Raw genomic sequence first — 23,780 nt, 5'->3', positions numbered from 1 at the left:
TTTTATTCTCATGTGCGTTGCGATGCTTTTTGGGCAGCACCACGGTGTTGATCGTCCAGCTCGTACACCGTCTTGCCGCGTAGTTTGAGCGACTCCGACACGTAGAGGAAATTCTCCGAATGGCCCGCGAACAACAGGGCGTCCGGTTTCATCAATGGGACAAAGCGGGACAGTATTTTACGCTGAGTCGCCTTGTCAAAGTAAATCATCACGTTCCGGCAAAAAATCACATCGAACTGGCCGCTGATCGGCCAGTTGTCGGCCAGCAGGTTCAGCTGCTTGAAAGTGATCATGTTGCGCAACTCCGGCCGCACGCGCGCCATGCCTTCGCGGTCGCCCTTGCCCTTGAGGAAAAAGCGGCGCGAACGCTCGGGCGACATCTTGTCCAGCCGGTCCATGGTGTAGACGCCGTTGGCGGCCGTGGCCAGCACATTGGTGTCGATGTCGGTGGCGATGATCTGGCAGTTCGGCGTCAACGTGTTGAACGCCTCGCAGACGGTCATGGCGATCGAGTACGGCTCCTCGCCGGTCGAGCTGGCCGAGCACCAGATGGTGATCGGTTCGCGCTTGCCCTTGATATGTTCGGCCAGCAGCGGGAAGTGGTGCGCCTCGCGGAAGAACGAGGTCAGGTTGGTGGTCAGCGCGTTGGTGAACGACTCCCATTCCTCGCCCAGGCGCCCGGCCTCGAGGTCGTCCAGGTATTTGCCGAACGAACCGATGCCGGTGGCGCGCAAACGCCGCGCCAGACGGCTGTACACCATCTCCTGCTTGCTGTCGGCCAGCGAGATGCCGGCCCGTTTGTAGATCAGGCCGCGGACGCGTTCGAAGTCCTTGGCGTTGAAATCAAACTCTTTGACGGTGTCTTTGGTTTGCGGCATATGTTAAAACCTTTATTTGTATCCACTAACAATGCCCGCGGCGGCGTCCTCTTAAAACTCTTCCCACTCCTCGCCGGCAGCCGGCGCCGGGGTGGCCAGTTTTTTCGGCGCGGCCGGACGGGCCGCGGCGGCCACGCGCGGCGCGGGCGCCGGCACCGGTGCCGGTGCGGCCACCGCCGCACGCGGCGCCGGCCGCGGTGCCGGCGCGCGGGCGGACGAACGATGCGCCTCGTCATCGGCCAGCTTGAAGATGCTGACCGCCTGCGCCAGCATCTGCGCCTGTTCCTGCATGCTCTCGGCCGCCGCGGCAGCCTGCTCCACCAGCGCGGCGTTTTGCTGCGTCATCTCGTCCATCTGGGTGATGGCCTGGTTGACTTCCTCGATGCCGTTGCTCTGTTCCTGGGTGGCGGCGGTGATCTCGCCCATGATGTCGGCCACCTGGCGGATCGAGGTCACGATCAGGTCCATGGTCTGGCCGGCCTCGTCGACCAGCTTGCTGCCGGCGTCGACCTTGTTGACCGAATCGCCGATCAGTTCCTTGATTTCCTTGGCCGCGCCGGCCGAGCGCTGGGCCAGGTTGCGCACCTCGGACGCCACCACGGCGAAGCCGCGGCCCTGTTCGCCCGCGCGGGCCGCCTCGACCGCCGCGTTCAGCGCCAGGATGTTGGTCTGGAACGCGATGCCGTCGATGACGCCGATGATGTCGACGATCTTGCTCGAGCTGGCCTTGATCGAGCCCATGGTTTCGACCACCTGCGACACCACGGTGCCGCCCTTCTCCGCCACCGACGAGGCCGATACGGCCAGCTGGTTGGCCTGGCGCGCGTTGTCGGCGTTCTGCTTGACGGTGGAGGTCAGCTCTTCCATCGACGACGCCGTCTCTTCGAGCGAACTGGCCTGCGACTCGGTGCGCGCCGACAGGTCGGCGTTGCCGGAGGCGATCTCCTGCGACGCGGTGGAAATCATCTCGGTGCCGTTGCGCACGTCGCCGACGGTCTTGGACAGGCTGTCGTTCATGTCCTTGAGCGCCTGCAGCAGCTCGCTGGTCTCGTCCTTGCCTTCGACATGGACCTGCGAGGTCAGCTCGCCGGCGGCCACTTTCTGCGCCACTTCGACGGCGCCGGCCAGCGGGCCGGTGATCGAGCCGGTGATGACGGCCGCGCAGGCGATGCCGAGCACCACCGCCACCGCGCCCAGGCCGAACAGCATCATCATCAGGCTGCGGTCGGAGCTGACCGAGCCGTCCATCACTTCCTTGGCGTTGGCCTGCTGCATGTCGACCAGCTTGTTGATCAGCGCCAGCGTCTGCTGGTTGAGCGGATCGATGCGGCCGGAAATGACCTTGGCCGCGCCTTCGCTGTTAAACGCCAGCACCTGGCCGATCGCTTCCTTGAACGCCTTGTCGACGTCGACGTCCAGCGCGGCGATGTCGGCCAGCGCTTTCTTTTCAGCGTCGTTCAGGCCCAGCGCCTTCAGGTCGACCTGCGCCTTGTCGTAGCGGGCGCGCTGGTCCTTGACCTTCTGTTCTTCCTTCTGCATCAGGCTGACGTCCGACTGCAGGCCGATGTTGCGCATGGCGATGCCGGTCTCCAGCATCGCGCTCTTCATGGCGCCGGCCTGCAGGTTCTTCGCGGTCGACAGCTCGAGGCCCTTGGTCAGCTTGCTCTTGTTGCTGTAGTTCAGGTAATTGGTCATCAGGACCATCGCCACCAGGATCAGCAGTATGCTGCCGAAGCCTATCCTGAGGCGGGCGCCGATTTTGAAGTCGCGTAAATTCATCTTGTTCTCCCCTATGCTGTCTATGCTTGCTCGCCGGGACCTGCTCGCGAACCCCGGATGTGTGTGGTCACTGGCGCGCACTCTCTGGGCGCTGCCTTGGTACTGACGGCGGCGTGGCTTAGGCCGCGATCTGCTCCATCAAGCCCATCTCGGCGCTTGACATCAGCTTGTCGATGTTGACCAGGATCAGCATACGCTCATCGATGGTGCCCAGGCCGATCATGTAGTCGGTGCTGAAGGCGGTGCCCATCTCCGGCGCCGGCTTGACCTGCTCCGGCGTCAGGGTGGTCACGTCCGACACCGAGTCCACCACCATGCCGACGATGCGGCCGCTGATGTTGAGGATGATGACCACGGTGAACTGGTCGTACACCGGCGAGCCAAGGTTGAACTTGATGCGCATGTCGACCACCGGGATGATGATGCCGCGCAGGTTGATCACGCCCTTGATGAACTCCGGCGCGTTGGCGATGCGGGTCACCGCCTCGTAGCCGCGGATCTCCTGCACCTTGAGGATGTCGATGCCGTATTCCTCCGAGCCCAGCGTGAACGCCAGGTATTCGTGGCCGGCGATCTCGTTTGCTCCGGTGGTTAGTACCTCTGCCATGATGGTTTCCTTGGTGGATTAGCTAAAAATCTGCTCGTCGGCGAGCTGACGGGATGAGCGTATCAATGCGGCGACATCGAGGATCAGCGACACGCCGCCGTCGCCCAATATGGTGGCGCCGGAGATGCCGGCCACCTTGCGGTAATTCGATTCCAGGTTCTTGACCACCACCTGCTGCTGGCCGACCAGGTCGTCGATGAACAGGCCGGCCTTGCGGCCGTCGGTCTCGATGATGACGACGATGCCCTGGCACGGATCGGTGAAGCGCGGCGTGATGTCGAACATCTGGTACAGCGGCACCAGCGGCAGGTATTCGCCGCGCACCTTGATCACGCGGCCCTTGCCGGAAATTTCCTTGACGTCTTCCGGCGCCGGCTGCAGCGATTCGATGACAAAGCCCAGCGGCAGGATGTAGACCTCCTCGCCGACGCGGATCGACATGCCGTCCAGGATCGCCAGGGTCAGCGGCAGCGAAATCGAGATCGTGGTGCCGAAGCCCTTGGCCGAGCGGATGTCGACCACGCCGCCCATGGCGGTGATGTTGCGCTTGACCACGTCCATGCCCACGCCGCGGCCGGACACGTCGGTCACCTGCTCGGCGGTCGAGAAGCCGGGCGCGAAGATCAGCTGCCAGACGTCGGCGTCGCTCATGTTGTCGCTCAGCGGCAAGCCGTTCTGCTGCGCCTTGGCCAGGATCCTCTCCCGGTTCAGGCCGCCGCCGTCGTCGGACACCTCGATGATGATGTTGCCGCCCTGGTGGGAGGCCGACAGGAACAGCCGGCCCGAGTCGCTCTTGCCGGCCGCGCGGCGCACGTCGGGCATCTCGATGCCGTGGTCGATCGAGTTGCGCACCAGGTGGGTCAGCGGGTCGACGATGCGCTCGATCAGGCCCTTGTCCAGTTCGGTGGCCGCGCCGTTGGTGATGAAATCGACCTTCTTGCCCAGCTTGGCCGCCAGGTCGCGCACCATGCGCGGGAAGCGCGAGAACACGAAGTCCATCGGCATCATGCGGATCGACATCACCGCTTCCTGCAGGTCGCGCGTGTTGCGGGTCAGCTGGCTGACGCTGTTCAACAGGCGCTCGTGCACCATCGGGTCCAGCGTGTCGACGCGCTGCTCGATCATCGCCTGCGTGATCACCAGCTCGCCCACCAGGTTGATCAGCTGGTCGACCTTTTCGATCGACACCCGGATCGACGACGATTCGGCGCCCGGTCCGGGGCCGCCCTTTTCCTTCTCTTCCTTCTTGGCGGCCTTCTTTTCCTCTTCGACGACGGCCTGCGCCGGCGCCGCCTCGGCGACGATGCCGGCGGCCGCGCGGATCTGCTCGACCGGCTGGAAGAAGCCGTAGCCGCGGGCGTCATCGGCGCCGGCGTCGGCGTTGGCGCGGATCTCGTCCAGCGGCTGGAAGAAGCCGTAGCCCTCGCCGCTGCCGCTGGCGGCCGGGTGCAGCTCGGCTTCGTCGAAGAAGCCGTAGCCCAGGTCTTTCTCGACTTTCGAGCGCTCGGCGTTTTCCAGCCGCGCCTGCTTGGCGTCCAGCGCCGGCAGCTCGGTCACCACCATGTCGTCCGGGTTCAGCACGAACGAGCAGATGGCGATGATGTCGTCCAGGCTCTCGTGCGTGGTGACCACCATCGCGTTGCGCTCCTTGTCCAGCGGCGTGATCGAGACGTGGCCCATCAGGCCCAGCTCGGCGCCCAGCGCGGTCACCTCGCGGTGCGCCATGGCCGGCAGCTCGAGCCGGTAGCGGCGCCCGCCGCTGTGGTCGACCGCCCTGGTCTCGGCCGCCTGGAACGACGGCGCCACGTGCGCCATCGCCGCCAGCGGCATGTCCTGCGCCAGCGACTGCAGCATCATGCGCACGTCGCCGACCGCGTCCTGGTCGACCGCGGCGCCGTGGCGGTGGCCGTCCAGCTGCATCTTGAGGATGTCCTTGGCCGCCAGGAAGGCGTCGACGTGCTCGGACGTCAGCGCCATCTCGCCCTTGCGGATGCGGTCGAGCAGCGTTTCCAGGATGTGGGTCACCTCGGTCATGTCGGTGACGCCGAACGTCGACGCGCCGCCCTTGACGGAATGGGCGGTGCGGAAGATCGCGTTCAGATCCTCCGGGTCCGGATGGTCGACGGTGACGGCCAGCAGCAGCCGCTCCATTTCAGCCAGCAATTCCTCGGCCTCATCGAAAAAGACCTGGAAAAACTGGCTTATATCGATGGTCATGGTGATACTCCGTAAAGTTCGCTCAGCGTCATTGCATGCGCCCTATCAGCCGATGACCTTCTTCACTACCTCGATGAGCCGCTGGGGATCGAAGGGCTTGACCAGCCAGCCGTTGGCGCCGGCGGCGCGGCCCTTGGCTTTCATTTCGTCGGACGACTCGGTGGTCAGCATCAGGATCGGGGTCTTCTGATACGCCGGCAGCTCGCGCAGCAGCTTGATCAGCTGCAGGCCGTCCATGCGCGGCATGTTCTGGTCGGTCAGCACCAGGTCGACGCTTTGCAGCTTGGCTTTTTCCAGCCCGTCCTGGCCATCCACCGCCTCGACCACCAGGTAGCCGGCCGCCTTCAGGCTGAAGGCGACCATCTGGCGCAGGGAACTGGAATCATCAACTGCAAGTATTGTCTTGGCCATCTTTGCTCTCACTCTATATATGCCGGACACGCTGTCCGTCTTTAAAACAATCGGTAGGTTGCGGCGTCAGAACAGTTCGATGTCGCCGCTCTCCAGGTGTTGTTGGCTGACCGCCTTGCGCAGCACGCTGCGCAGCTCCAGGCTCTGGATCGCCAGCGCCATGCTGACCTTGCCCAGCAAGGCGACGATTTCCTCGTTGTCGCTCTCGGGCAGCATCTCGGCGCCGTGCGCGCCCAGCGTGCCGAGGAACTCGCGCAGGCCGGTCACCCGCTTCAAGGTGCGGTCGATCAGCTGGCTCGTCATGTCCTGGAACTGCAGGCTGGTGATGGCGGCGTTGACATAGGCGCCGACGTTGCCCTGCAAGGCCTCGAGCTGCTCGCGCTGCTCGGGCGTGGCGGTGCCGCCCTCGAGCAGCAGCTTGATCGTCGCCTGCTCGGCCTCGACCGCCTGGTGGATGGCCATGAAGTTGAAGGACAGCTTTTCAATCGCCTCCTCCAGCAGCAGGCCGGTCTGGATCAGATCGGTCTCGACTTCGGTCAAATGCTTGCGCCCATGGTCAGACACGCCCGACAGCAGGCGCTTGACATGGGAGCCCAGGATTTTTTTTCTCGTCATAACACTCTCGTCGTTCTACTCTTCTACTGTCTTACTTGCGCACCGGCGGTCCGGCCGGCGCCGTTGCCGCGGCCGGCGCCGCGGCGCCGTCGTCGGCGCCCACCTCCATCTGCCGCACGCCGTCGCGCATGACGTTTTCCTCGGTGCGCTTGTTCATCACGATGATGCTGATGCGGCGGTTGATCGGGTTGAACGGGTCGGCCTTGTCGAGGTTGGCGGCCGAGGCCAGCCCCACCACGCGCAGCACCTTGGCGTCGGCCATGCCGCCGGCGATCAGCTCGCGGCGCGAGGCGTTGGCGCGGTCGGCCGACAATTCCCAGTTGCTGTAGCCGGCGTCGCTCAGGTAGGGCGTCGAATCGGTGTGGCCGGACAGGCCGATCTTGTTGGGCACGTCGTTCAGCACAAAGCCGATCTCGTGCAGGATCTCGCGCGTGTACGGCTGCAGCTCGGCCTTGGCCAGCGCGAACATCGGCCGGTTCTGCTCGTCGACGATCTGGATCCGCAAGCCCTCGCTGGTGATGTCGAGCAGCAGCTGCTTCTTGTACTTGTTGAGCAGCGGGTTCGACTCGATCTTGGCCTCGATCTTTTCCTTCAGCGCCTTCAGCCGCTGCGCCTCCTCGGCCTCCAGCGCGGCCTTGGCGGCCGTCAGGTTGAAGGTTTTCTGGATGGTCGGATCGTCGCTGGCCTTGACCTGGCCGTCGCGCCGGGTCAGGTCCTTGCCGCCGCCGGGGATCACCGACGAGCTGTCGCCGCTGCCCGAGCCGCCCTGCATGGCCACCTTCAGCGGCGTCTTGAAATATTCGGAGATGCCGTTGAGGTCGCCCTTGGTGGTCGAGCCCAGCAGCCACATCAGCAGGAAAAACGCCATCATCGCCGTCACGAAGTCGGCATACGCGATCTTCCACGCGCCGCCATGGTGGCCGCCGCCGCCCTTCTTGATCCGTTTGACGATGATCGGCCGCAAGCCTTCTTCAGCCATGACGTTTCCTCAATGCGTAGACAATGGCGAGCATGATACCGGCTACCGCGCTCACTTGGACTTCGATTTCTTGATGTGATCCTCTAACTCGGCAAACGACGGCCGCTCGGTCGAGTACAGCACCTTGCGGCCAAACTCGACCGCCAGCGCCGGCGCGTAGCCGTTCAGGCTGGCCAGCAGGGTGACCTTGACGCACTGGTACATCTTGGTCGATTCCTCCAGCTTCTGCTCCAGCAGGGTCGACAGCGGACCGACAAAGCCGTAGGCCAGCAGGATGCCGAGGAAGGTGCCGACCAGCGCGTGCGCGATCAGGATGCCCAGCTCGGCCGGCGGCAAGCCCACCGATTCCATCGTATGCACCACGCCCATCACCGCCGCCACGATGCCGAACGCCGGCATGCCGTCGCCCAGCTTGGCGATCGCGTGCACCGGCACGGCGCCTTCGTGGTGATGGGTCTCGATCTCGTTGTCCATCAGGTTTTCGATCTGGAACGCATCCATATTACCCGACACCATCAGGCGCAGGTAGTCCGTCATGAATTCAACGATGTGGTGGTCTTCCAGCACGCTCGGATACTTGCTGAACAGCGGACTCTGGTCCGGGCCGTCGATGTCGCCCTCGATCGACATCAGGCCTTCCTTGCGCACCTTGGACAGGACGTCGAACAGCAGCGACATCATTTCCATGTACAGATCCTTGGTGTAGCGCGAACCCTTGAACAGCGTCGGGATGGCGGCCAGCGTGGCTTTCAGCGCCTTGCTGTTATTGCCGACCAGGAAAGCACCGGCCGCGCCGCCGCCTATCATCAGCAGCTCCAGCGGCTGCAACAGCGCGGCCAGATGCCCGCCGTTCAACGCGAAACCGCCGAACACGCCGACGCAGACGATTACATATCCAATGATGACTAACAAGTGCGCTGACTCCCCAGAGCGAAATCGGTGGCTGTCCCGGCGCAATCCAGACTAACAAACAGCCGATTTCAATAAATTTACATGTAGAACTACAATAGCGTGAGTCGGGGGGACGGGCAAGTGAATAACGCCAAATGATGCTTAAAAGTACCAAATGTAGAGGGCGTCGCCGCCCTGTGTGGCGTGGATGGTCTGATCGGGCGCGCGGGCGTCGATAGCAAATTCGTAGCTGAGCAGCATGGACCCGGGCCGCATTTCGGCCGCCGCCTTGCGCCACAGTCCGGCCATGGCGGCCGGCGACAGGTAGGCGAACACGGCATCGTAACGGGAGAAGTCGAGGTTTTCGTAGTCGCCCAGCAAAAACCGGGCGCCGCTGCCGGCCAGGCGCGCGCGCAGCCGGCTGACCAGCCACGGCAGCGGCGCCAGTTCGATGCCGCCGCAGTCGGCGTCCGGCCGCAGCCGCGCCAGATACAGCACCAGTCCGCCGAGGCCGCTGCCGATATCGATCAGCCGCAGCGGCCGCCCCGGCGGCAACGCTTGACCTACCGCATGCCAGACCGCGGGGCCGGACGGGTAATACGGCACTTGCGTACGAAACGTCGACCAATACAAACCCAGCAACACCAGGAACACGGCCAGGAACAGCCACGACGGCAGCTGCAGCGCCAGCGCCGCCAGCACCGCCGGCGGGAACAGCAGCTGGATGCCGCGCCACCAGACGGCCAGCCCCAGCCGCCACGTGATGGCGGCCGCCAGCGCGCCCTGCACCACGGCGACGGTCAGATAACTCATGGGAAAATGCGCGCTGGCCAGCAGATACACGATGGCCAGGGTCAGCGGCGCGGCGCCGCATTGGATCAGCAGCGCCCGCACGGCGGGCGCGCGGACGATGCGCAACAGGTAGGGTTCGCGGGCGGCGGGCCGGGTCACGCGGCCAGGGCGTCGGCGTCGCGGGCTTTCTTGGTCTTGCCGGCGCGCGAAGGCATGTGGCACAGGCCGCAGACATAGCTGCCGTTCAGGTCCATGCAGTTGACCACGAACTTGCCCTGGCAGCGCCCGCACGGGGCCGTTTCCAGCATCTTGCTGCTGAAGAAACGCACCAGGGTCCAGGCTCGGGTCAGCGACAGCAGCGGCTCTTCGCCCGCTTCCGGCGGCATTTGCTCCAGGTACAGCTTGTAGGCCTTCATGACCGCCTCGATGCCGGTGGCGCCGGCGTGCTCGGTCAGGAACTTGTGAATATTGATGAACAGCGAAGAGTGGATGTTCGGCTGCCAGGTCAGGAACCAGTCGGTCGAGAACGGCAACATGCCCTTGGGCGGCGACACGCCCTTCAACTCCTTGTACAGCTTGAGCAGGCGCTCGCGCGACAGCGACACTTCCGATTCCAGCAGCTGCAGCCGGGCGCCAAGCTGGATCAGTTCGATCGCCAGCTGGATTTCCTGGGCTTCCGACACTACGCTTTTCTTGGTCATGGTTTCCGCTCCGCGCCGTGAGGTTGATTAAGCGATTTCTTCGACGGCCTGGCCGGCCATCAGGATGGCGGCGTGCGACTGGGCCAGCACGCGATCCTTGTTGTAGCTGGTCAGCATCGACAGGATGGCGCCGTCGTCGAAGCGGAAGCGGGCCAGCATCATGTTGCCGCCTGCCAGTTTCAGGATTTGCGCGTTGCTCATGCCTTCGATCAGGTCGGCGATGTCGGCGGCGATGCCAAGACGAAAGATCGCGGTGACTTTGTCGGCGCGGATCATCTGCTGAGCCAGCATCAAATAGCTCAGGTTGGCGTCGCGAATTTCGGCCATCATATCGTTAGCGGTCATTTCCATCTCCTAGTCCGTTATCTGCACTGCGGAACACATTTGCGTTTCCAGTGAGATACATTCTGCGTGAGCAACAAAAAACGGAGTAGAGGATGAGCTCCGTATTTTTCACCGGAGAATAGCGAACGCGACCCGTCGGTGTTTGTCTTACAAACACTCGCAGATCGATGGCCTACGCCCTTGCGGCGTAGAAATTTTTAGGTCCAGAATCTTCAAAAAAGTCCTGTCATGAAACGAAAAATAGTGCTCGACGCGACTCTTTTTTGCTACATCTAACCCGGTTACGGCAGCAATTCGGGGAACTTTAGGGTTTCAGCAAAAATATTTTAAGTATTTTCGACTTCCCTCTTGCCACCTGATGGCGCTTTTCCGCTCATCATGAAACTGGTAACGGCAGCGGTTTCGGGAACTTTAGGGTTTTTTTGAAAAAAATCGAAAATATTTTAAAAAAGTCCGCAAACCCAGCATTCATGCGGGTTTGCGGGGTATGGCACCGGCCCCGACGGCGCTTCTGGGGCGCCCTTTCCGGGTTACACTAGCAACTTATTGACATCTAAAGCATCCAACCACTTGCCGGAAAGTTACACAATGACAACTCGCAACGACTGCCTGGAACGCGACGCGCAAGATCCGCTCGCCTGCCTGCGCGACCAGTTCGACCTGCCGCCCAACGTGATTTATCTCGATGGCAACTCTTTGGGCGCCCGTCCCAAGGCCGCCCTCGCCCGCGCGCAGCAGCTGATCGTCCAGGAATGGGGGCACGACCTGATCCGCAGCTGGAACACCGCCGGCTGGTTCGACCTGCCCAAGCGCCTGGGCAACCGCCTGGCCCCGCTGATCGGCGGCGCCGACGGCGAAGTCGTCGTCACCGACACCACCTCGGTCAACCTGTTCAAGGCGCTGGCCGCCGCGCTGCAGATGCAGGCCGCCGACCCGGCCGGCGCCGAGCGCCGCACCATCGTCACCGAGCGCTCCAACTTCCCGACCGACATCTACATGGCGCAGGGACTGAGCGCCTGGCTCGATCGCGGCTACACCGTCAAGCTGGTCGACAGCGTCGAGCAGCTGCCGGCCGCCATCGGCGCCGACACCGCCGTGGTCATGCTCACCCACGTCAACTACCGCACCGGCCACCAGCACGACATGCGCGCCACCAGCGCCCTGGCCCACGCGGCCGGCGCGCTGATCGTCTGGGACCTGGCGCACTCGGCCGGCGCGCTGCCGGTCGACCTGAACGCCGACGGCGCCGACCTGGCGGTAGGCTGCACCTATAAATACCTGAACGGCGGCCCCGGCGCGCCGGCCTTCATCTGGGTGCCGGCCAGGCACCAGGCGCGCTTCCGCCAGCCCTTGTCCGGCTGGTGGGGCCATGCCGCCCCGTTCGCCATGGCGCCGGACTTCGCGCCGGTCGACGGCATCGGCCGCGCGCTGTGCGGCACGCAGCCGGTGGTGTCGCTGGCCCTGGTCGAATGCGGGCTGGATGTGTTTGCGCAAACCACGATGGCGGCCGTCCGCGCCAAGTCGCTGGCGCTGACCGACCTGTTCATCGAGCTGGTCGAGCAGCGCTGCGCCGATCATCCGCTGGGGCTGGTGACGCCGCGTGAGCATGCGCGGCGCGGCAGCCAGGTCAGCTTCACCCATCCCCATGGCTACGCCGTGATGTCGGCGCTGATCGCGCGCGGCGTCATCGGCGACTACCGCGAGCCGGCCATCATGCGCTTCGGCTTCACGCCGCTGTACACCAGCTTTGCCGACGTATGGGACGCCGTCGAGATCCTGCGCGACATCCTGGACCGCAAGGACTACAACGTCGACGCCAAGCGCGACGCCGTAACCTGAACGCGTGACCTGAAAACGAGACAAACAATATGAGCGATACCAAACAACCGGCCAGCGGCTGCCCGCTGCACACCGCGCCGGCCGCCGGCGACGCCGAATGGCACGGCGCCCAGATGGACTTCAGCAACAAGATGAGCTACGGCGACTACCTGGGCCTGGACCAGATCCTCAACGCCCAGCATCCGCTGTCGCCCAACCACAACGAGATGCTGTTCATCGTCCAGCACCAGACCAGCGAACTGTGGATGAAGCTGATGCTGCACGAGCTGCGCGCCGTGCGCGTGCACATGCGCGCGGGCGACCTGCCGCCGGCCTTCAAGATGCTGGCCCGCGTGGCCCGCATCATGGACCAGCTGGTGCACGCCTGGGACGTGCTGGCGACGATGACGCCGCCCGAATACACGGCGATCCGCCCCTACCTGGGCGCCTCGTCCGGCTTCCAGTCGCACCAGTACCGCGAGATCGAATTCATCCTCGGCAACAAGAACGCCAACATGCTGGCCGTGCACGGCAGCGCGCCCGACGCGCACCAGCTGCTGGAAGAGGCGCTGCGCACCCCGTCGCTGTATGACGAGGCGATCCAGCTGCTGGCCCGCAACAGCCTGCCGATCTCGGCCGAGCGACTGGCGGCCGACTGCACCCAGCCGACCGTGGCCGACGAGTCGGTCAAGGCCGCGTGGCTGCAGGTCTACGGCGATACCACCCGCTACTGGGGCCTGTACGAGCTGGCCGAAAAGCTGGTCGACCTGGAGACCGCGTTCCGCTTCTGGCGCTTCCGCCACGTCACCACGGTCGAGCGCATCATCGGCTTCAAGACCGGCACCGGCGGCACCGCCGGCGTCAGCTACCTGCGCAAGATGCTCGACGTGGTGCTATTCCCCGAACTGTTCGCGCTGCGCACCGAACTCTGAACTTGCCGCAGGAATACACACCACGGGTATTCCCGCACGCGCCCTCTAGCAAACCTGCTGAAATTTCTACTGAAATCCACTGAATTGAACTTTGCCTTACTGAGCTGGTCTAACTCAGTAAGAATCAGAAAATTTCAGTAGATCTCAGTAAGGAGAACAGCATGTTTGCTACAGTAAGTGTGAATGTCGCCCCCTCCACCCTGCTCGCCCTGATGGATCGGCTGCGCGAAACCGGCTCGCCGGCCGATCCGGCCGAAGCCGTCGATGCCGCGATCCGCCACTGGCTCGCGACATCGCACGGCACACCACCTGTCGAACCGCGCGGCTACCGGGCCGTCTCACCCAACCAGTTTGCCAGCGCTTACGCCGACAGCGTGCGCAACGCCTGGCAAGACATCTCGCTCCGCATGCCAGGAGAAAAAAACTGGAAGAGAGCCGACCTGCGGCGCAAGGAGTTGGCGCGCGCCACGACTGCGCTCATAGCTGTCGCTCCCGCCGCAACGTCGCCTCGCGAACCAACGACCGAGGCCCGGGCAGCCGACAATGCACCACCGCCCGCAATCCGCAACACCACGCCAGGCCAAGGCTGGACGGAACCGGAACGCCGCAAGTACCGTTTCCGCATCGAAGACGTTGCCTTCGACTGAAGACATTTGTCCAGGATTGCGCAAACTGCCCTTGCCCGCAAAATTTCAGCCGCAGCCGCAGTAAGATGGCCGCATCTTACTCAGCAAGGAGCATGCGTGGAATATGAAGTCCTGACCCTGGCCGGCCTGTGGAATTCCGGCCCCGCCCACTGGCAAACGCAATGGGAACGCAAGCACCCGCAATGGCTGCGCGTGCCGCACCGCGACTGGGAAACTCCGGAGCGCGACGAATGGGTGGCCGAACTGGAGGCCGCCATCGCGCAATGCAAGCGCCCGCCGGTGCTGGCCGCCCACAGCCTGAGCTGCTCGCTGGTCACGCGCTGGGCCGCCTCCGCTTCGCCGCTGAAAATCGCCGGCGCCTTCCTGGTCGGCCCCAGCGACACCGACGCCCCCGGCTACCCGGACTGCACCACCGGCTTCCAGCCCATGCAGCTGGAACGCCTGCCCTTCCCCAGCATCGTCGTCGCCAGCAGCGACGATCCCTACGTCAGCCCGGCCCGCGCCCGCCAGTTCGCGCAAGCCTGGGGCAGCGAATACATCGAGATAGCCGACGCCGGCCACATCAACGGCGACGCCGGCTACGGCCCCTGGCCGGAAGGCGAACGGCTGCTGCTCGACTTCTGCGCCCAGGTCCAGCGCTGACGGAACTCCCGCGCCGGCAACCCCTCTAACCAGATACCAAGAACAAGGAGGGAAGAAAGATGAACCAGCGTTTGCGCAGTTACGCGGCGGCCACCGGCCTGCTGCTGTCGGCGATGACGGCGATGACGGCGGCCCATGCCGCCGACTACGCCGCCATCCTCACCGGCGCCAAGGAATCACCGGCGAACAGCTCGCCGGGCATAGGCGCCGCCGTCGTCAAGTTCGACACCACCAGCCACGTGCTGGAAGTCAACGTCGCCTTCAGCAGCCTGCTCGGCCCGACCACCGCCTCGCACATCCACTGCTGCACCGACGTGCCGAACGTCGGCACCGCCGGCGTCGCCACGGAAACGCCCACTTTCGGCGGCTTCCCGCTGGGCGTCACCAACGGCGCCTACAGCAATATGTACAACACCTCACTGGCGGCCAGCTGGAACCCGGTCTTCATCACCAACCACGGCGGCACCACGGCCGGCGCCGAAGCGGCGCTGGCGGCCGCCCTGGCCAGCGGCGAAGCCTATCTCAACATCCACAGCAGCGCTTATCCCGGCGGCGAGATACGCGGCTTCCTGGTGGCGGCGGCCGTACCCGAGCCGGCCACCATCGGCATGCTGGGGCTGGGCATCCCGGCCGTGCTGCTGATGGCGCGGCGCCGCCGCAAAGCCTGACCCGGCTGGCGCGGCTTTATTTGCCCGCTACTTGCCGGCCGTGGCGCTTACCAGCGGCAGCTCGATGTAGCTGTCGTGGTAAATGCGCTGGGTCGCCTTCTTGTAGTCGGACGGCTTCGCGAAGAAGATGTTCGGCACGAAGGTCTGCGGGTTGCGGTCATACAGCGGGAACCAGCTGGACTGGATCTGCACCATGATGCGATGGCCCGGCAGGAACACGTGGTTCGCGGTCGGCAGCTTGAAGTTGTACGCCAACGCCGTATTGGCGGCGACCGGCTTGGCGGTCTCGAAGCTTTCGCGATAGCGGCCGCGGAAGATATCGGCCGAGATCATCAGCTGATAGCCGCCCATTTCCGGCTGCGCCGCCACCTGGTCCGGATACAGGTCGATCACCTTGACCACCCAGTCTGCGTCGGTGCCGCTGGTGGAGGCCAGCAGGTGCGCCACCGGCTCGCCGCTGATCTTCACCGGCGCCGTCAGCACGTCGGTGGTGTAGCTCAGCACGTCGGTGCGGCCCGACGCTTCGCGCTGGTCGTCGGTCAGCCAGCGCGGCCAGGTCTGGCCCTTGGCTTCGTCGTAGCCGTACGGCGGAATCGGACGCGAACGGAACGGCACCGGCTTGGCCGGATCGGACACATATTCGTCGTACGCATTCTTTTGCGCCGGCGCCGACACCGGCGCGCTGGCCGTGTTGGTCAGGCTCAGTTTGGAATTGGCCGCCAGCTTCAGCGTAGCGGGCGCGATCGCGCAGCCGCTGTTGCAGCCGCTCGGCCACGCGTCCAGCGAGCGCCATTTGTTGGTGCCGGTTTCAAACGCCGACACCGTCGCCACCTCGGCCGCCGGCGCATCGTCCTTCAGATAGCGGTCCAGGAAGGGACGCAAAATCTCCTGGCGGAAGTGCAGCGCCGTGTCGCTGCTGAAGTGCAGCGCACCCAGCTTGCTGCCCTCGCCGATGCCGCCGCCGTGGTTCCACGGTCCCAGCACCAGGTGCACCTTGTTGTCCTTGTCGTTGGGCTTGATCGCCTTGTAGACCGCGACCGCGCCATAGATATCCTCCGCATCCCACAGGCTGTGTACCAGCAAGGTCGGCACGGTGACGGGCTGTTTGGCCAGGATCTTGTCCATCGCCTGCGAGCTCCAGAACTCGTCATAGGCCGGATGCGCGGACAGCTTGCGCCAGAAGCCGCTCTGCTCCAGCCCGCGCTGGCGCGCCAGCTCGCCGGCCGATCCGGCGCGCATATACATATCGTAGTCGTCGTAGTGGCTGGTGTACCACTTGGCCTCGTTGCGGCGCGTGACCACCTGCTCCAGCATGTAGGACAGATTGATCTGGCGGAACGCGCCGTTGTGGAACCAGTCGTCGCCGCGCCAGCCGTCGACCATCGGATTCATCGGCACCGACACCTTCAGCGCCGGATGCGGATTGACCAGCGCCATCAGTGGCAGATAGCCGTCGTAGGAAATGCCGATGATGCCGACCTTGCCGTTCGACTCGGGGATATTCTTGGTCAGCCACTCGATGGTATCCCAGGTGTCGGTCGAATGATCGACCGGCGTCGGATTGAAGGCATTGCCGCTGAGCGGACGATTCATCACATAATCGCCCTCGGAGCCGTACTTGCCGCGCACATCCTGGATCACGCGGATATAGCCGCCCTGCACGATCACATCGGACGCATTGTCATAGCCCTGCAGGATGGATTCCATCTGCGAGCTCTCGGAGTGCGACGTCAGTTCGGCCGCGTTGTACGGCGTGCGCGTCAACAGGATGGGCGCGCCCTTGGCCTTGCGCGGCACGATGATGACGGTATTGAGCTTGACGCCGTCGCGCATCGGCACCATCACGCTGCGCTTGACGTAGTCGAAACTGTCGACCGGCGCCTTGAATTCATCGGGCGTTTCGCTCGGCAGTGCCGGATAGAGGGGAGTGGCCGCGACGCCGGGCGTCGAGGCGGGCAGCGCATTCTGCGCCAGGGCGATTTGTACGGAAAGAAGAGCACCGGCGAGCGCCGCCAGCTTGAAACCGATCTTATTCATGTCCATCCCAAGAGTTGTGTTCTGCGAAACATTACAGTAACACAACCGGGGTCAGATCCGACATTCGGACACGAGCTCTACCGTAGCGACGCTACGGTAGAGCTCGTGTCCGAATGTCGGATCTGACCCCGGATTGCGGATAGACTTTACTTGCTGGCGCCGCTCAGCAGCATTTCATTGAGGCGCTTGACGAAGGTGGCCGGATCGCTCAGCGAACCGCCTTCGGCCAGCAGCGCCTGGTCGAACAGGATGTTGGCCCAGTCGCCGAACGCCGTGCCCGACTCTTCGTACTTCAGGCGCGTCACCAGCGGGTGGTTCGGATTGATCTCGAGGATGGGCTTGGACTCCGGCGCGTTCTGGCCCGCGGCCTTCAACATGCGCAGCAGGTTGCCCGACAGCTCATGCTCGTCCGCCACCAGGCAAGCTGGCGAATCAGTCAGGCGGAACGTCACGCGCACGTCCTTGGCCTTGTCCGACAAGGCTTCCTTCATCTTGCCGACCAGGTCCTTGTACGAGGTCTCGGTCTCTTCGTGTTCCTTCTTCTCGGCCTCGTCTTCCAGCGCGCCCAGATCCAGGCCGCCCTTGGCCACCGACACCAGCTCCTTGCCTTCGAACTCGGTCAGGAACGACAGCATCCATTCGTCCACGCGGTCGGTCAGCAGCAGCACTTCCACGCCCTTCTTGCGGAAGATCTCCAGGTGCGGGCTGTTCTTCGCGGCGACGTAGTTGTCGGCGGTGACGTAATAAATCTTGTCCTGACCTTCCTTCAGCCGCGCCACATACTGCTCCAGCGACACGCTCTGCTCGTCGTTCTCATTGGCGGTCGACGCGAAGCGCAGCAGCTTGGCCAGACGGTCCTTGTTGCCCGCGTCCTCGCCGATGCCTTCCTTCAGCACCTGGCCGAATTCCTTCCAGAAGGTGACGTATTTGTCCTTCTTCTCCTGCTCGTCGGCGTTCGCCAGTTCCTCCAGCATGCCGATCACGCGCTTGGTCGAACCTTCGCGGATCACCTTCACATCGCGCGACTCCTGCAGGATCTCGCGCGACACGTTCAGCGGCAAGTCGGCCGAGTCGATGACGCCCTTGACCATGCGCAGGTAGGCCGGCATCAGCTGCTCGGCATCGTCCATGATGAACACGCGCTTGACGTACAGCTTGATGCCGCCGCGCTTGTTGCGGTCCCACAGGTCGAACGGCGCCTTGGCCGGGATGTACAGCAGCTGCGTGTATTCGCTGCGGCCTTCGACGCGGTTGTGCGTGTGCGTCAGCGGCGCCTGGAAGTCGTGCGACACGTGCTTGTAGAATTCCTCGTACTGCTCCGGCGTGATGTCCGCCTTGTTGCGCGCCCACAGCGCGCTGGCCTGGTTCACGGTTTCCAGTTCGTCCTTGACGACGGTTTCCTTCTTCTCCTCGTCCCACTCTTCTTTCGCCATCACGATAGGCAGCGAGATATGGTCCGAGTACTTGCGGATGATGGACTTGATCTTCCACGACGACAGCAGCTCGTCCTCGCCTTCGCGCAGGTGCAGGATGATGTCGGTGCCGCGGCCGGCCTTCTCGATCTGCTCGACCGAGTAATCGCCCTCGCCCGCCGACTCCCAGCGCACGCCTTCGGTGGCGGCCGCGCCGGCGCGGCGGGTCTCGACGGTGATCTTGTCGGCGACGATGAAGCCCGAGTAGAAGCCCACGCCGAACTGGCCGATCAGGGCCGCATCCTGCTGCTGGTCGCCCGACAGCTTGCCGAAGAATTCCTTGGTGCCCGATTTGGCGATGGTGCCCAGGTGCGAGATCGCCTCGTCGCGGCTCATGCCGATGCCGTTGTCGGAAATGGTGATGGTGCGCGCGGCCTTGTCGAACGAGACCTTGATCTTCAGTTCATGATCGTTGCCGTACAGGGCATCGTTGTTGATCGCCTCGAATCGCAGCTTGTCGGACGCGTCGGACGCGTTCGAGATCAGCTCGCGCAGGAAAATCTCCTTGTTCGAGTACAGCGAGTGGATCATCAGCTGCAACAGCTGTTTCACTTCCGCTTGGAAGCCAAGGGTTTGCTTATCGGTATCTGCCATTTTTAAGAGCCTCTAATAATAGTCTTGTGGTTAGTAATGTAAAAAACGCAATGGTTTCAAGAAAGTGGGGATTATAAGAGGGTTTTCAAGAGCCGCCCGTCATTTGCCCGCCTCATTTGCCCAGCTCTCGTTCGAGGAAGCGCCACACGGCCGGGTCCTGCATCGCCACCACGTTGAAGCGCATGCGGGTCGACGGCAGCTGCTTGGGCGAGAACAGGCTGCCCGGCGCCAGCAGCAGGTTGTGCGCCATGGCGCGCTCGGTCAGCACATTGGTGTCGCAGCCGGCGTCGGCCCAGACGAACATCCCTGCCGGCGAGGCCAGGTCCACCTTCAGGCCGACGCGCTCCATCTGCCGTATGGTCTTGGCGCGGATGCCGTCGAGCCGTGTGCGCACCCGGTCCGAGTGCTTGCGGAACGAGCCCTCCGACAACACCTTGTACACCACCCGCTCGCCGATATCGCTGGTGGTGAGCATGGTCAGCATCTTGCGGTCGGCCAGGCGCTCGGCCCGTTCCGGCGACGTGGCGATATAGCCCACCCGCAGGTTGGCCGCCATCGTCTTCGAAAAACCGCCCAGGTAGATCACCCGCCGCAGCTGGTCCAGCGCCGCCAGCCGCGTGGCCGGCTGCACCGCGCTGCCAGGATGCAGGTCGCAATAGATGTCATCCTCGACGATGACGAAGTCGTGCTCCTCCGACAGCCGCAGCACCTGGAACGCCTTGGCCGCCGACAGCGAGGTCGAACTCGGGTTGTGCAGCACCGAGTTGATGATGTACAGCTTGGGCTTGTGCAGCGCCGCCAGCTCGGCCAGCCGGGCGATGTCCGGACCGTCGGCCAGGCGCGGAATGCCGACCACCTTGGCGCCCAGCGCGGCGAAGGAGCCGAACATCAAAAACCACGCCGGATCGTCGACAAAGATGGTGTCGCCGGGCCGCGTGAACTCGCGCGCCACCAGGTCCAGCGCCTGCGTCACGCCGGCGGTGGTGACGATCTGCTCCGGCGCCGCGGCGATTTCCAGCTCGGCCAACTTGTGCTGCAGTTGCTGGCGCAGCGGCAGGAAGCCTTGCGGCACGCCGTAGCTCAACAACAGGTTCGCATTCTGCCGGCTGACCGCGCGCAGCGCGTTGGCCACGGCGACGCCGTCCAGCCAGTCCGGCGGCAGCACGCCGGTGCCGGGCATTTGCGCATACGGCAGCTGGCGGAACATGTTCCGCACCAGCCAGACCACGTCGATGGCCTTGCCCTCGAAGCCCGAGCGTCCGCCCGGCCCTGCGCCGTCGCGCGGCGCTGCATGGCGGCCGTCGGCGGCAAGCAGCTCCATCGACGCCTTTTCGCGCACGAAGAAGCCGGCGCCCCGGCGCGATTCCAGGTAGCCGGTCGCCACCAGCTTGTCGTAGCTGGCCACCACCGTGAAGGCGGACACCCCGTGCGCCGCCGCAAACGCCCGGATCGACGGCATGCGCGCCCCGCCCCGCAGCAGCCGGTCGTCGATGCGCGCCGCCACCGAACGCACGATCTGGTCGATCAGCGTCTCGCCCGATTCGCGCGACAGCAGCCCGAGCAGGCCGCCGGCCGGCGCGGCCTTGGTTCCCGCCTTGACCCCGGCCTTGCCCCCGCCCGCCGGCTTGCCCGCCGCCCGCCCCGCCGCAACCGACGCCACCGCGGGTCCCGGCGCGGCAGCCGCCACCGCCCGCGGCGGGTGCCCGGTCCCGGCGGCCGATCGCGCCTCGGCCGCCGCCAAAGCCTCGGCCACCGCCTCCGCAGCGGCGGAAGCGGCTGCCCCTAACAGCGAAGTGCGCGCACGTGTATTGGTCATATTACCGTCACAGTATAAGAAATTATGTTGACAAGTGTACTGGCACTGTACTGGTTTTGTCACGTACGATATATCCATCGACAAGGAGAACCGCATGACCCACAGCGCCCCGCCAGCCGCCATCGCCGCCATACCCACCCGCTCGGGCGTGAGCGACGAAACCGCCGGCATGCTGCTCGGCCTGATCGGCGTCGCCATCTTCAGCCTGACGCTGCCCTTCACCCGGCTGGCCGTCGGCGCCGGCGGCCTGTCTCCCGGCCTGTCGCCCACCTTCGTCGCCCTCGGCCGCGCGCTGGTCGCGGCCGCGCTGGCCGGCGGCTGGCTGCTGTGGAAGCGCGCGCCGCTGCCGCCCCGCTCCGCGCTGGCGCCACTGGCCATGGTGGCCATCGGCTGCATCATCGGCTTCCCCTGGCTGACCTCGATCGCCATGCGCACGCTGCCCGCCGCGCACGGCGCCGTGCTGGTCGGCGTGCTGCCGCTGGCCACGGCCGTCTTCGCCGCCGTGCTGGCCGGCGAAAAACCGTCGGCCGGCTTCTGGATCATGGCCATGCTGGGCTCGGCGCTGGTGGCCGGCTTTGCGCTGCGTCAGAGCGGCGGCAGTTTGCACCCGGCCGACCTGGCGATCTTCGCCGCCGTGCTGCTGGCCGCCATGGGCTACGCCGCCGGCGGCCGCCTGTCGCAAACGCTGGGCGGCCAGCAAACCATCTGCTGGGCGCTGGTGATGGTCGCGCCGGTGCTGCTGCCGGCGGTCGCCTGGCTGTGCCGGGACGAGGCCGCGCAGATCGCCCGGGCCGGGGCCGCCGCCTGGACCGGCTTCGCCTACGTGTCGGTGTTCTCGATGTTCATCGGATTCTTCTTCTGGTACCGCGGCATGGCGCTGGGCGGCGTGGCCCGGGTCGGCCAGGTGCAGCTGGTCCAGCCCTTCCTCACGCTGCTGGGCGCGACCCTGGTTTTGGGCGAATCGCTGGAATGGCCCACCGTGATATTTGCAATCGCCGTCATCGCCGTGGTGGGTGCCGGCCGCAAAATGCAGGTGAAACGGGTCTAAAACCGTAGAGTATCTTGATTTCGCCTCAATTGTGAGCACGCCCTGCGCGGCGGGTACAATATCGGTCTTAGCTATGCATTACCAACTTATTAATTGGATAACCACATGTCTGTCTACGAAAAACTCAAAGCGCTCGATATCACCCTGGCAGCACCTGCAACGCCGGCCGCCGCCTACGTCATGTACGCTCAAACCGGCAACACGGTGTTCCTGTCGGGTCACATCGCCAAGCGCGCCGACGGCAGCGTGTGGGTGGGCCAGCTGGGCAAGAACATCGACACCGCCGAAGGCAAGGCCGCCGCGCGCGCCATCGCCATCGACCTGATCGGCACCCTGCAGGCGGCCGTCGGCGGCGACCTGACCCGCGTCAAGCGCATCGTCAAGGTCATGAGCCTGGTGAACTCCACGCCGGACTACACCGAACAGCACCTGGTCACCAACGGCTGCTCCGAGCTGCTGGGCGAAGTCTTCGGCGACGCCGGCAAGCACGCCCGCTCGGCCTTCGGCGTGGCGCAAATCCCGCTCGGCGCCTGCGTCGAAATCGAATTGATCGCGGAAGTCGCCTGAGCTTCGCGCAAAACAATACCTATCCAGTGAGACCAGCATGAAAATCGAAAACCCCAATCCGATCCAGTGGCGCTTCTCGGAACGCGCAGACCAGCTGCAATCGTCGTTCATCCGCGAGATCCTGAAAATCACCCAGCAGCCTGAGATCATCTCCTTCGCCGGCGGCCTGCCGTCGCCGCTGACCTTCCCGGTCGACGAAATGAAAATCGCCTTCGACAAGGTGTTGAGCGAAAACGGCAAGGTCGCCCTGCAGTACGGCCCGACCGACGGCTACCTGCCGCTGCGCCAGTGGATCGCCGATTCGCTGTCCGTCAACGGCGCGAAGATCGTGGCGGAACAGGTGCTGATGACCTCCGGCTCGCAACAGGCATTGGACCTGCTGGGCAAGGTGCTGATCGACGAAGGCAGCCGCGTGCTGGTCGAAACCCCGTCCTACCTGGGCGCGCTGCAGGCGTTCTCGGTCTACCGTCCTGAATTCAAATCGGTCGACACCGACGACCACGGCCTGGTGCCGTCGTCGATCGACAAGGTCGCCGCCGGCGCGCGCCTGCTGTACGCGCTGCCGAACTTCCAGAACCCGACCGGCCGCACGCTGTCCGTCGAGCGCCGCCAGGAACTGGTGGAGACCTGCGCCCGCCTCGGCCTGCCGCTGATCGAGGACGATCCGTACGGCGCCCTGAGCTACAAAGGCGATCCGCTGCCGAAGATGGTGGCGATGAATCCGGAAGGCGTGATCTACATGGGCTCCTTCTCCAAGGTGCTGACCCCCGGCATCCGCCTCGGCTACGTGGTGGCCCCGCTGCCGCTGGTGCGCCGCCTGGAACTGGCCAAGCAGGCGGCCGACCTGCACACCTCGCAGCTGACCCAGATGGTCGTGCACGAAGTGATCAAGGACGGCTTCCTACAGCGCCACATCCCGAAAATCCGCACCTTGTACGGCGACCAGTGCCAGGTCATGCTGGACGCGATGGCGCAGCACTTCCCGGCCGGCGTCCAGTGGACCAAGCCCGAAGGCGGCATGTTCATCTGGGTCACGCTGCCCAAGCACATCGACGCCATGAAACTGCTGGACGAAGCGATCGCCCAGAAAGTCGCCTTCGTGCCCGGCTCGCCGTTCTACGCCAACGACGCCGAGACCAACACGCTGCGCCTGTCGTTCGTCACCGTGCCGCCGGAGCGCATCCGCGCCGGCATCGAGATCCTCGGCAAACTGATCGCCGCCAAGATCTAAGCGGCCCAGGTTGTCGTACCTCCGTGGGCGGCGCTCGCCGCCCACAAGCGCCCTCTTTGTCTCGGACAAAATACAACACTGTTATAAAGATTT

22 protein-coding genes are annotated in these 23,780 nt (G+C 64.5%); 8 read left to right on the top strand and 14 right to left on the bottom strand.

The window, feature by feature from the left end:
* Nucleotides 1–8: 8 nt before the first annotated feature.
* From ABWW33_RS17410 to flhD, 11 genes are all read right to left on the bottom strand, one after another.
* On the bottom strand, nt 9–878 hold the full coding sequence (locus ABWW33_RS17410; RefSeq protein ID WP_176651683.1) for a CheR family methyltransferase: 870 nt from the start codon (nt 876–878) through the stop codon (nt 9–11).
* A gap of 51 nt (nt 879–929) precedes the next feature.
* Nucleotides 930–2,657 carry a methyl-accepting chemotaxis protein gene (locus ABWW33_RS17405; RefSeq protein ID WP_353403008.1) on the bottom strand — a complete coding sequence of 576 codons (1,728 nt, stop codon included), beginning with the start codon at nt 2,655–2,657 and terminating at the stop codon, nt 930–932.
* A gap of 118 nt (nt 2,658–2,775) precedes the next feature.
* The gene (locus ABWW33_RS17400; RefSeq protein WP_176651685.1) at nt 2,776–3,264 is read right to left on the bottom strand and encodes a chemotaxis protein CheW; all 489 of its coding nucleotides are present in this window, start codon (nt 3,262–3,264) and stop codon (nt 2,776–2,778) included.
* 18 nt (nt 3,265–3,282) lie between these two features.
* Nucleotides 3,283–5,481 carry a chemotaxis protein CheA gene (gene cheA / locus ABWW33_RS17395; RefSeq protein ID WP_353403007.1) on the bottom strand — a complete coding sequence of 733 codons (2,199 nt, stop codon included), beginning with the start codon at nt 5,479–5,481 and terminating at the stop codon, nt 3,283–3,285.
* A gap of 45 nt (nt 5,482–5,526) precedes the next feature.
* Nucleotides 5,527–5,892 (bottom strand): response regulator, encoded by a 366-nt coding sequence (locus ABWW33_RS17390; RefSeq protein ID WP_008450079.1) that lies wholly within the window; start codon nt 5,890–5,892, stop codon nt 5,527–5,529.
* A gap of 66 nt (nt 5,893–5,958) precedes the next feature.
* Nucleotides 5,959–6,507, bottom strand: a complete 549-nt coding sequence (locus tag ABWW33_RS17385) for a chemotaxis protein (protein WP_176651687.1) — start codon at nt 6,505–6,507, stop codon at nt 5,959–5,961.
* Between the two features lie 31 nt (nt 6,508–6,538).
* Entirely contained in the window at nt 6,539–7,486 is a 948-nt protein-coding gene (motB, locus tag ABWW33_RS17380) for a flagellar motor protein MotB (protein ID WP_176651688.1), read from the bottom strand.
* A 51-nt stretch (nt 7,487–7,537) separates the two neighbouring features.
* A complete protein-coding gene (motA, locus tag ABWW33_RS17375; protein ID WP_176651689.1) occupies nt 7,538–8,398 on the bottom strand; it encodes a flagellar motor stator protein MotA in 861 nt (286 codons plus the stop codon).
* Between the two features lie 141 nt (nt 8,399–8,539).
* Complete coding sequence (locus ABWW33_RS17370; protein ID WP_444551002.1) at nt 8,540–9,262, bottom strand: class I SAM-dependent methyltransferase; 723 nt, start codon at nt 9,260–9,262, stop codon at nt 8,540–8,542.
* 62 nt (nt 9,263–9,324) lie between these two features.
* Entirely contained in the window at nt 9,325–9,870 is a 546-nt protein-coding gene (flhC, locus tag ABWW33_RS17365; RefSeq protein ID WP_176651690.1) for a flagellar transcriptional regulator FlhC, read from the bottom strand.
* 27 nt (nt 9,871–9,897) lie between these two features.
* Nucleotides 9,898–10,215 carry a flagellar transcriptional regulator FlhD gene (gene flhD, locus ABWW33_RS17360; protein ID WP_176651691.1) on the bottom strand — a complete coding sequence of 106 codons (318 nt, stop codon included), beginning with the start codon at nt 10,213–10,215 and terminating at the stop codon, nt 9,898–9,900.
* Between the two features lie 588 nt (nt 10,216–10,803).
* Between flhD and kynU the strand changes: the two genes are divergently transcribed.
* The 5 genes from kynU to ABWW33_RS17335 all read left to right on the top strand — a co-directional run bounded on the left by kynU (nt 10,804) and on the right by ABWW33_RS17335 (nt 14,922).
* Nucleotides 10,804–12,054, top strand: coding sequence for a kynureninase (gene kynU / locus ABWW33_RS17355; RefSeq protein WP_353403005.1), 1,251 nt, complete (start codon nt 10,804–10,806; stop codon nt 12,052–12,054).
* Nucleotides 12,055–12,083: 29 nt separating this feature from the next.
* Entirely contained in the window at nt 12,084–12,965 is an 882-nt protein-coding gene (gene kynA, locus ABWW33_RS17350; RefSeq protein ID WP_353403004.1) for a tryptophan 2,3-dioxygenase, read from the top strand.
* A gap of 161 nt (nt 12,966–13,126) precedes the next feature.
* Nucleotides 13,127–13,612, top strand: coding sequence for a hypothetical protein (locus ABWW33_RS17345; protein ID WP_353403003.1), 486 nt, complete (start codon nt 13,127–13,129; stop codon nt 13,610–13,612).
* A 96-nt stretch (nt 13,613–13,708) separates the two neighbouring features.
* Nucleotides 13,709–14,254 (top strand): RBBP9/YdeN family alpha/beta hydrolase, encoded by a 546-nt coding sequence (locus ABWW33_RS17340; protein WP_353403002.1) that lies wholly within the window; start codon nt 13,709–13,711, stop codon nt 14,252–14,254.
* A gap of 59 nt (nt 14,255–14,313) precedes the next feature.
* Nucleotides 14,314–14,922 carry a CHRD domain-containing protein gene (locus tag ABWW33_RS17335; protein ID WP_176651695.1) on the top strand — a complete coding sequence of 203 codons (609 nt, stop codon included), beginning with the start codon at nt 14,314–14,316 and terminating at the stop codon, nt 14,920–14,922.
* 27 nt (nt 14,923–14,949) lie between these two features.
* On the opposite strand, the gene ABWW33_RS17330 is transcribed toward ABWW33_RS17335, so the two are convergent.
* From ABWW33_RS17330 to ABWW33_RS17320, 3 genes are all read right to left on the bottom strand, one after another.
* Nucleotides 14,950–16,959: a CocE/NonD family hydrolase gene (locus tag ABWW33_RS17330; protein WP_353403001.1), complete on the bottom strand. Its 2,010-nt coding sequence runs from the start codon at nt 16,957–16,959 to the stop codon at nt 14,950–14,952.
* Nucleotides 16,960–17,105: 146 nt separating this feature from the next.
* Nucleotides 17,106–19,025 (bottom strand): molecular chaperone HtpG, encoded by a 1,920-nt coding sequence (gene htpG / locus ABWW33_RS17325; RefSeq protein WP_176651697.1) that lies wholly within the window; start codon nt 19,023–19,025, stop codon nt 17,106–17,108.
* Between the two features lie 112 nt (nt 19,026–19,137).
* Complete coding sequence (locus tag ABWW33_RS17320) at nt 19,138–20,841, bottom strand: aminotransferase-like domain-containing protein (protein ID WP_353403000.1); 1,704 nt, start codon at nt 20,839–20,841, stop codon at nt 19,138–19,140.
* 94 nt (nt 20,842–20,935) lie between these two features.
* Here ABWW33_RS17320 and ABWW33_RS17315 point away from each other — a divergent pair, with 94 nt between their 5' ends.
* The 3 genes from ABWW33_RS17315 (at nt 20,936) to ABWW33_RS17305 (ending at nt 23,687) form a co-directional block, all read left to right on the top strand.
* Nucleotides 20,936–21,889, top strand: coding sequence for a DMT family transporter (locus ABWW33_RS17315; RefSeq protein ID WP_353402999.1), 954 nt, complete (start codon nt 20,936–20,938; stop codon nt 21,887–21,889).
* Nucleotides 21,890–21,994: 105 nt separating this feature from the next.
* Complete coding sequence (locus ABWW33_RS17310; protein WP_176651698.1) at nt 21,995–22,456, top strand: RidA family protein; 462 nt, start codon at nt 21,995–21,997, stop codon at nt 22,454–22,456.
* 37 nt (nt 22,457–22,493) lie between these two features.
* Nucleotides 22,494–23,687: an aminotransferase-like domain-containing protein gene (locus tag ABWW33_RS17305; protein WP_176651699.1), complete on the top strand. Its 1,194-nt coding sequence runs from the start codon at nt 22,494–22,496 to the stop codon at nt 23,685–23,687.
* Nucleotides 23,688–23,780: the final 93 nt, after the last annotated feature.

Origin of the sequence: Duganella hordei (assembly GCF_040369125.1) — a bacterium.
Classification (GTDB): domain Bacteria; phylum Pseudomonadota; class Gammaproteobacteria; order Burkholderiales; family Burkholderiaceae_D; genus Rugamonas; species Rugamonas hordei.
Note: the sequence above shows the minus strand (reverse complement) of the source record. Positions and strands in the feature narration are given on the sequence as shown.

What these genes read in the sequence shown, in the direction of transcription:
- ABWW33_RS17315 (WP_353402999.1), top strand. Translation starts at nt 20,936, where the DNA reads ATGACCCACAGCGCCCCGCCAGCCGCCATCGCCGCCATACCCACCCGC.
- ABWW33_RS17345 (WP_353403003.1), top strand. Translation starts at nt 13,127, where the DNA reads ATGTTTGCTACAGTAAGTGTGAATGTCGCCCCCTCCACCCTGCTCGCC.
- motB (WP_176651688.1), bottom strand. Translation starts at nt 7,486, where the DNA reads ATGGCTGAAGAAGGCTTGCGGCCGATCATCGTCAAACGGATCAAGAAG.
- ABWW33_RS17400 (WP_176651685.1), bottom strand. Translation starts at nt 3,264, where the DNA reads ATGGCAGAGGTACTAACCACCGGAGCAAACGAGATCGCCGGCCACGAA.
- flhC (WP_176651690.1), bottom strand. Translation starts at nt 9,870, where the DNA reads ATGACCAAGAAAAGCGTAGTGTCGGAAGCCCAGGAAATCCAGCTGGCG.
- kynU (WP_353403005.1), top strand. Translation starts at nt 10,804, where the DNA reads ATGACAACTCGCAACGACTGCCTGGAACGCGACGCGCAAGATCCGCTC.
- ABWW33_RS17320 (WP_353403000.1), bottom strand. Translation starts at nt 20,841, where the DNA reads ATGACCAATACACGTGCGCGCACTTCGCTGTTAGGGGCAGCCGCTTCC.
- ABWW33_RS17310 (WP_176651698.1), top strand. Translation starts at nt 21,995, where the DNA reads ATGTCTGTCTACGAAAAACTCAAAGCGCTCGATATCACCCTGGCAGCA.
- htpG (WP_176651697.1), bottom strand. Translation starts at nt 19,025, where the DNA reads ATGGCAGATACCGATAAGCAAACCCTTGGCTTCCAAGCGGAAGTGAAA.
- ABWW33_RS17330 (WP_353403001.1), bottom strand. Translation starts at nt 16,959, where the DNA reads ATGAATAAGATCGGTTTCAAGCTGGCGGCGCTCGCCGGTGCTCTTCTT.
- flhD (WP_176651691.1), bottom strand. Translation starts at nt 10,215, where the DNA reads ATGACCGCTAACGATATGATGGCCGAAATTCGCGACGCCAACCTGAGC.
- ABWW33_RS17390 (WP_008450079.1), bottom strand. Translation starts at nt 5,892, where the DNA reads ATGGCCAAGACAATACTTGCAGTTGATGATTCCAGTTCCCTGCGCCAG.
- ABWW33_RS17385 (WP_176651687.1), bottom strand. Translation starts at nt 6,507, where the DNA reads ATGACGAGAAAAAAAATCCTGGGCTCCCATGTCAAGCGCCTGCTGTCG.
- kynA (WP_353403004.1), top strand. Translation starts at nt 12,084, where the DNA reads ATGAGCGATACCAAACAACCGGCCAGCGGCTGCCCGCTGCACACCGCG.
- ABWW33_RS17410 (WP_176651683.1), bottom strand. Translation starts at nt 878, where the DNA reads ATGCCGCAAACCAAAGACACCGTCAAAGAGTTTGATTTCAACGCCAAG.
- ABWW33_RS17335 (WP_176651695.1), top strand. Translation starts at nt 14,314, where the DNA reads ATGAACCAGCGTTTGCGCAGTTACGCGGCGGCCACCGGCCTGCTGCTG.
- cheA (WP_353403007.1), bottom strand. Translation starts at nt 5,481, where the DNA reads ATGACCATCGATATAAGCCAGTTTTTCCAGGTCTTTTTCGATGAGGCC.
- ABWW33_RS17405 (WP_353403008.1), bottom strand. Translation starts at nt 2,657, where the DNA reads ATGAATTTACGCGACTTCAAAATCGGCGCCCGCCTCAGGATAGGCTTC.
- ABWW33_RS17305 (WP_176651699.1), top strand. Translation starts at nt 22,494, where the DNA reads ATGAAAATCGAAAACCCCAATCCGATCCAGTGGCGCTTCTCGGAACGC.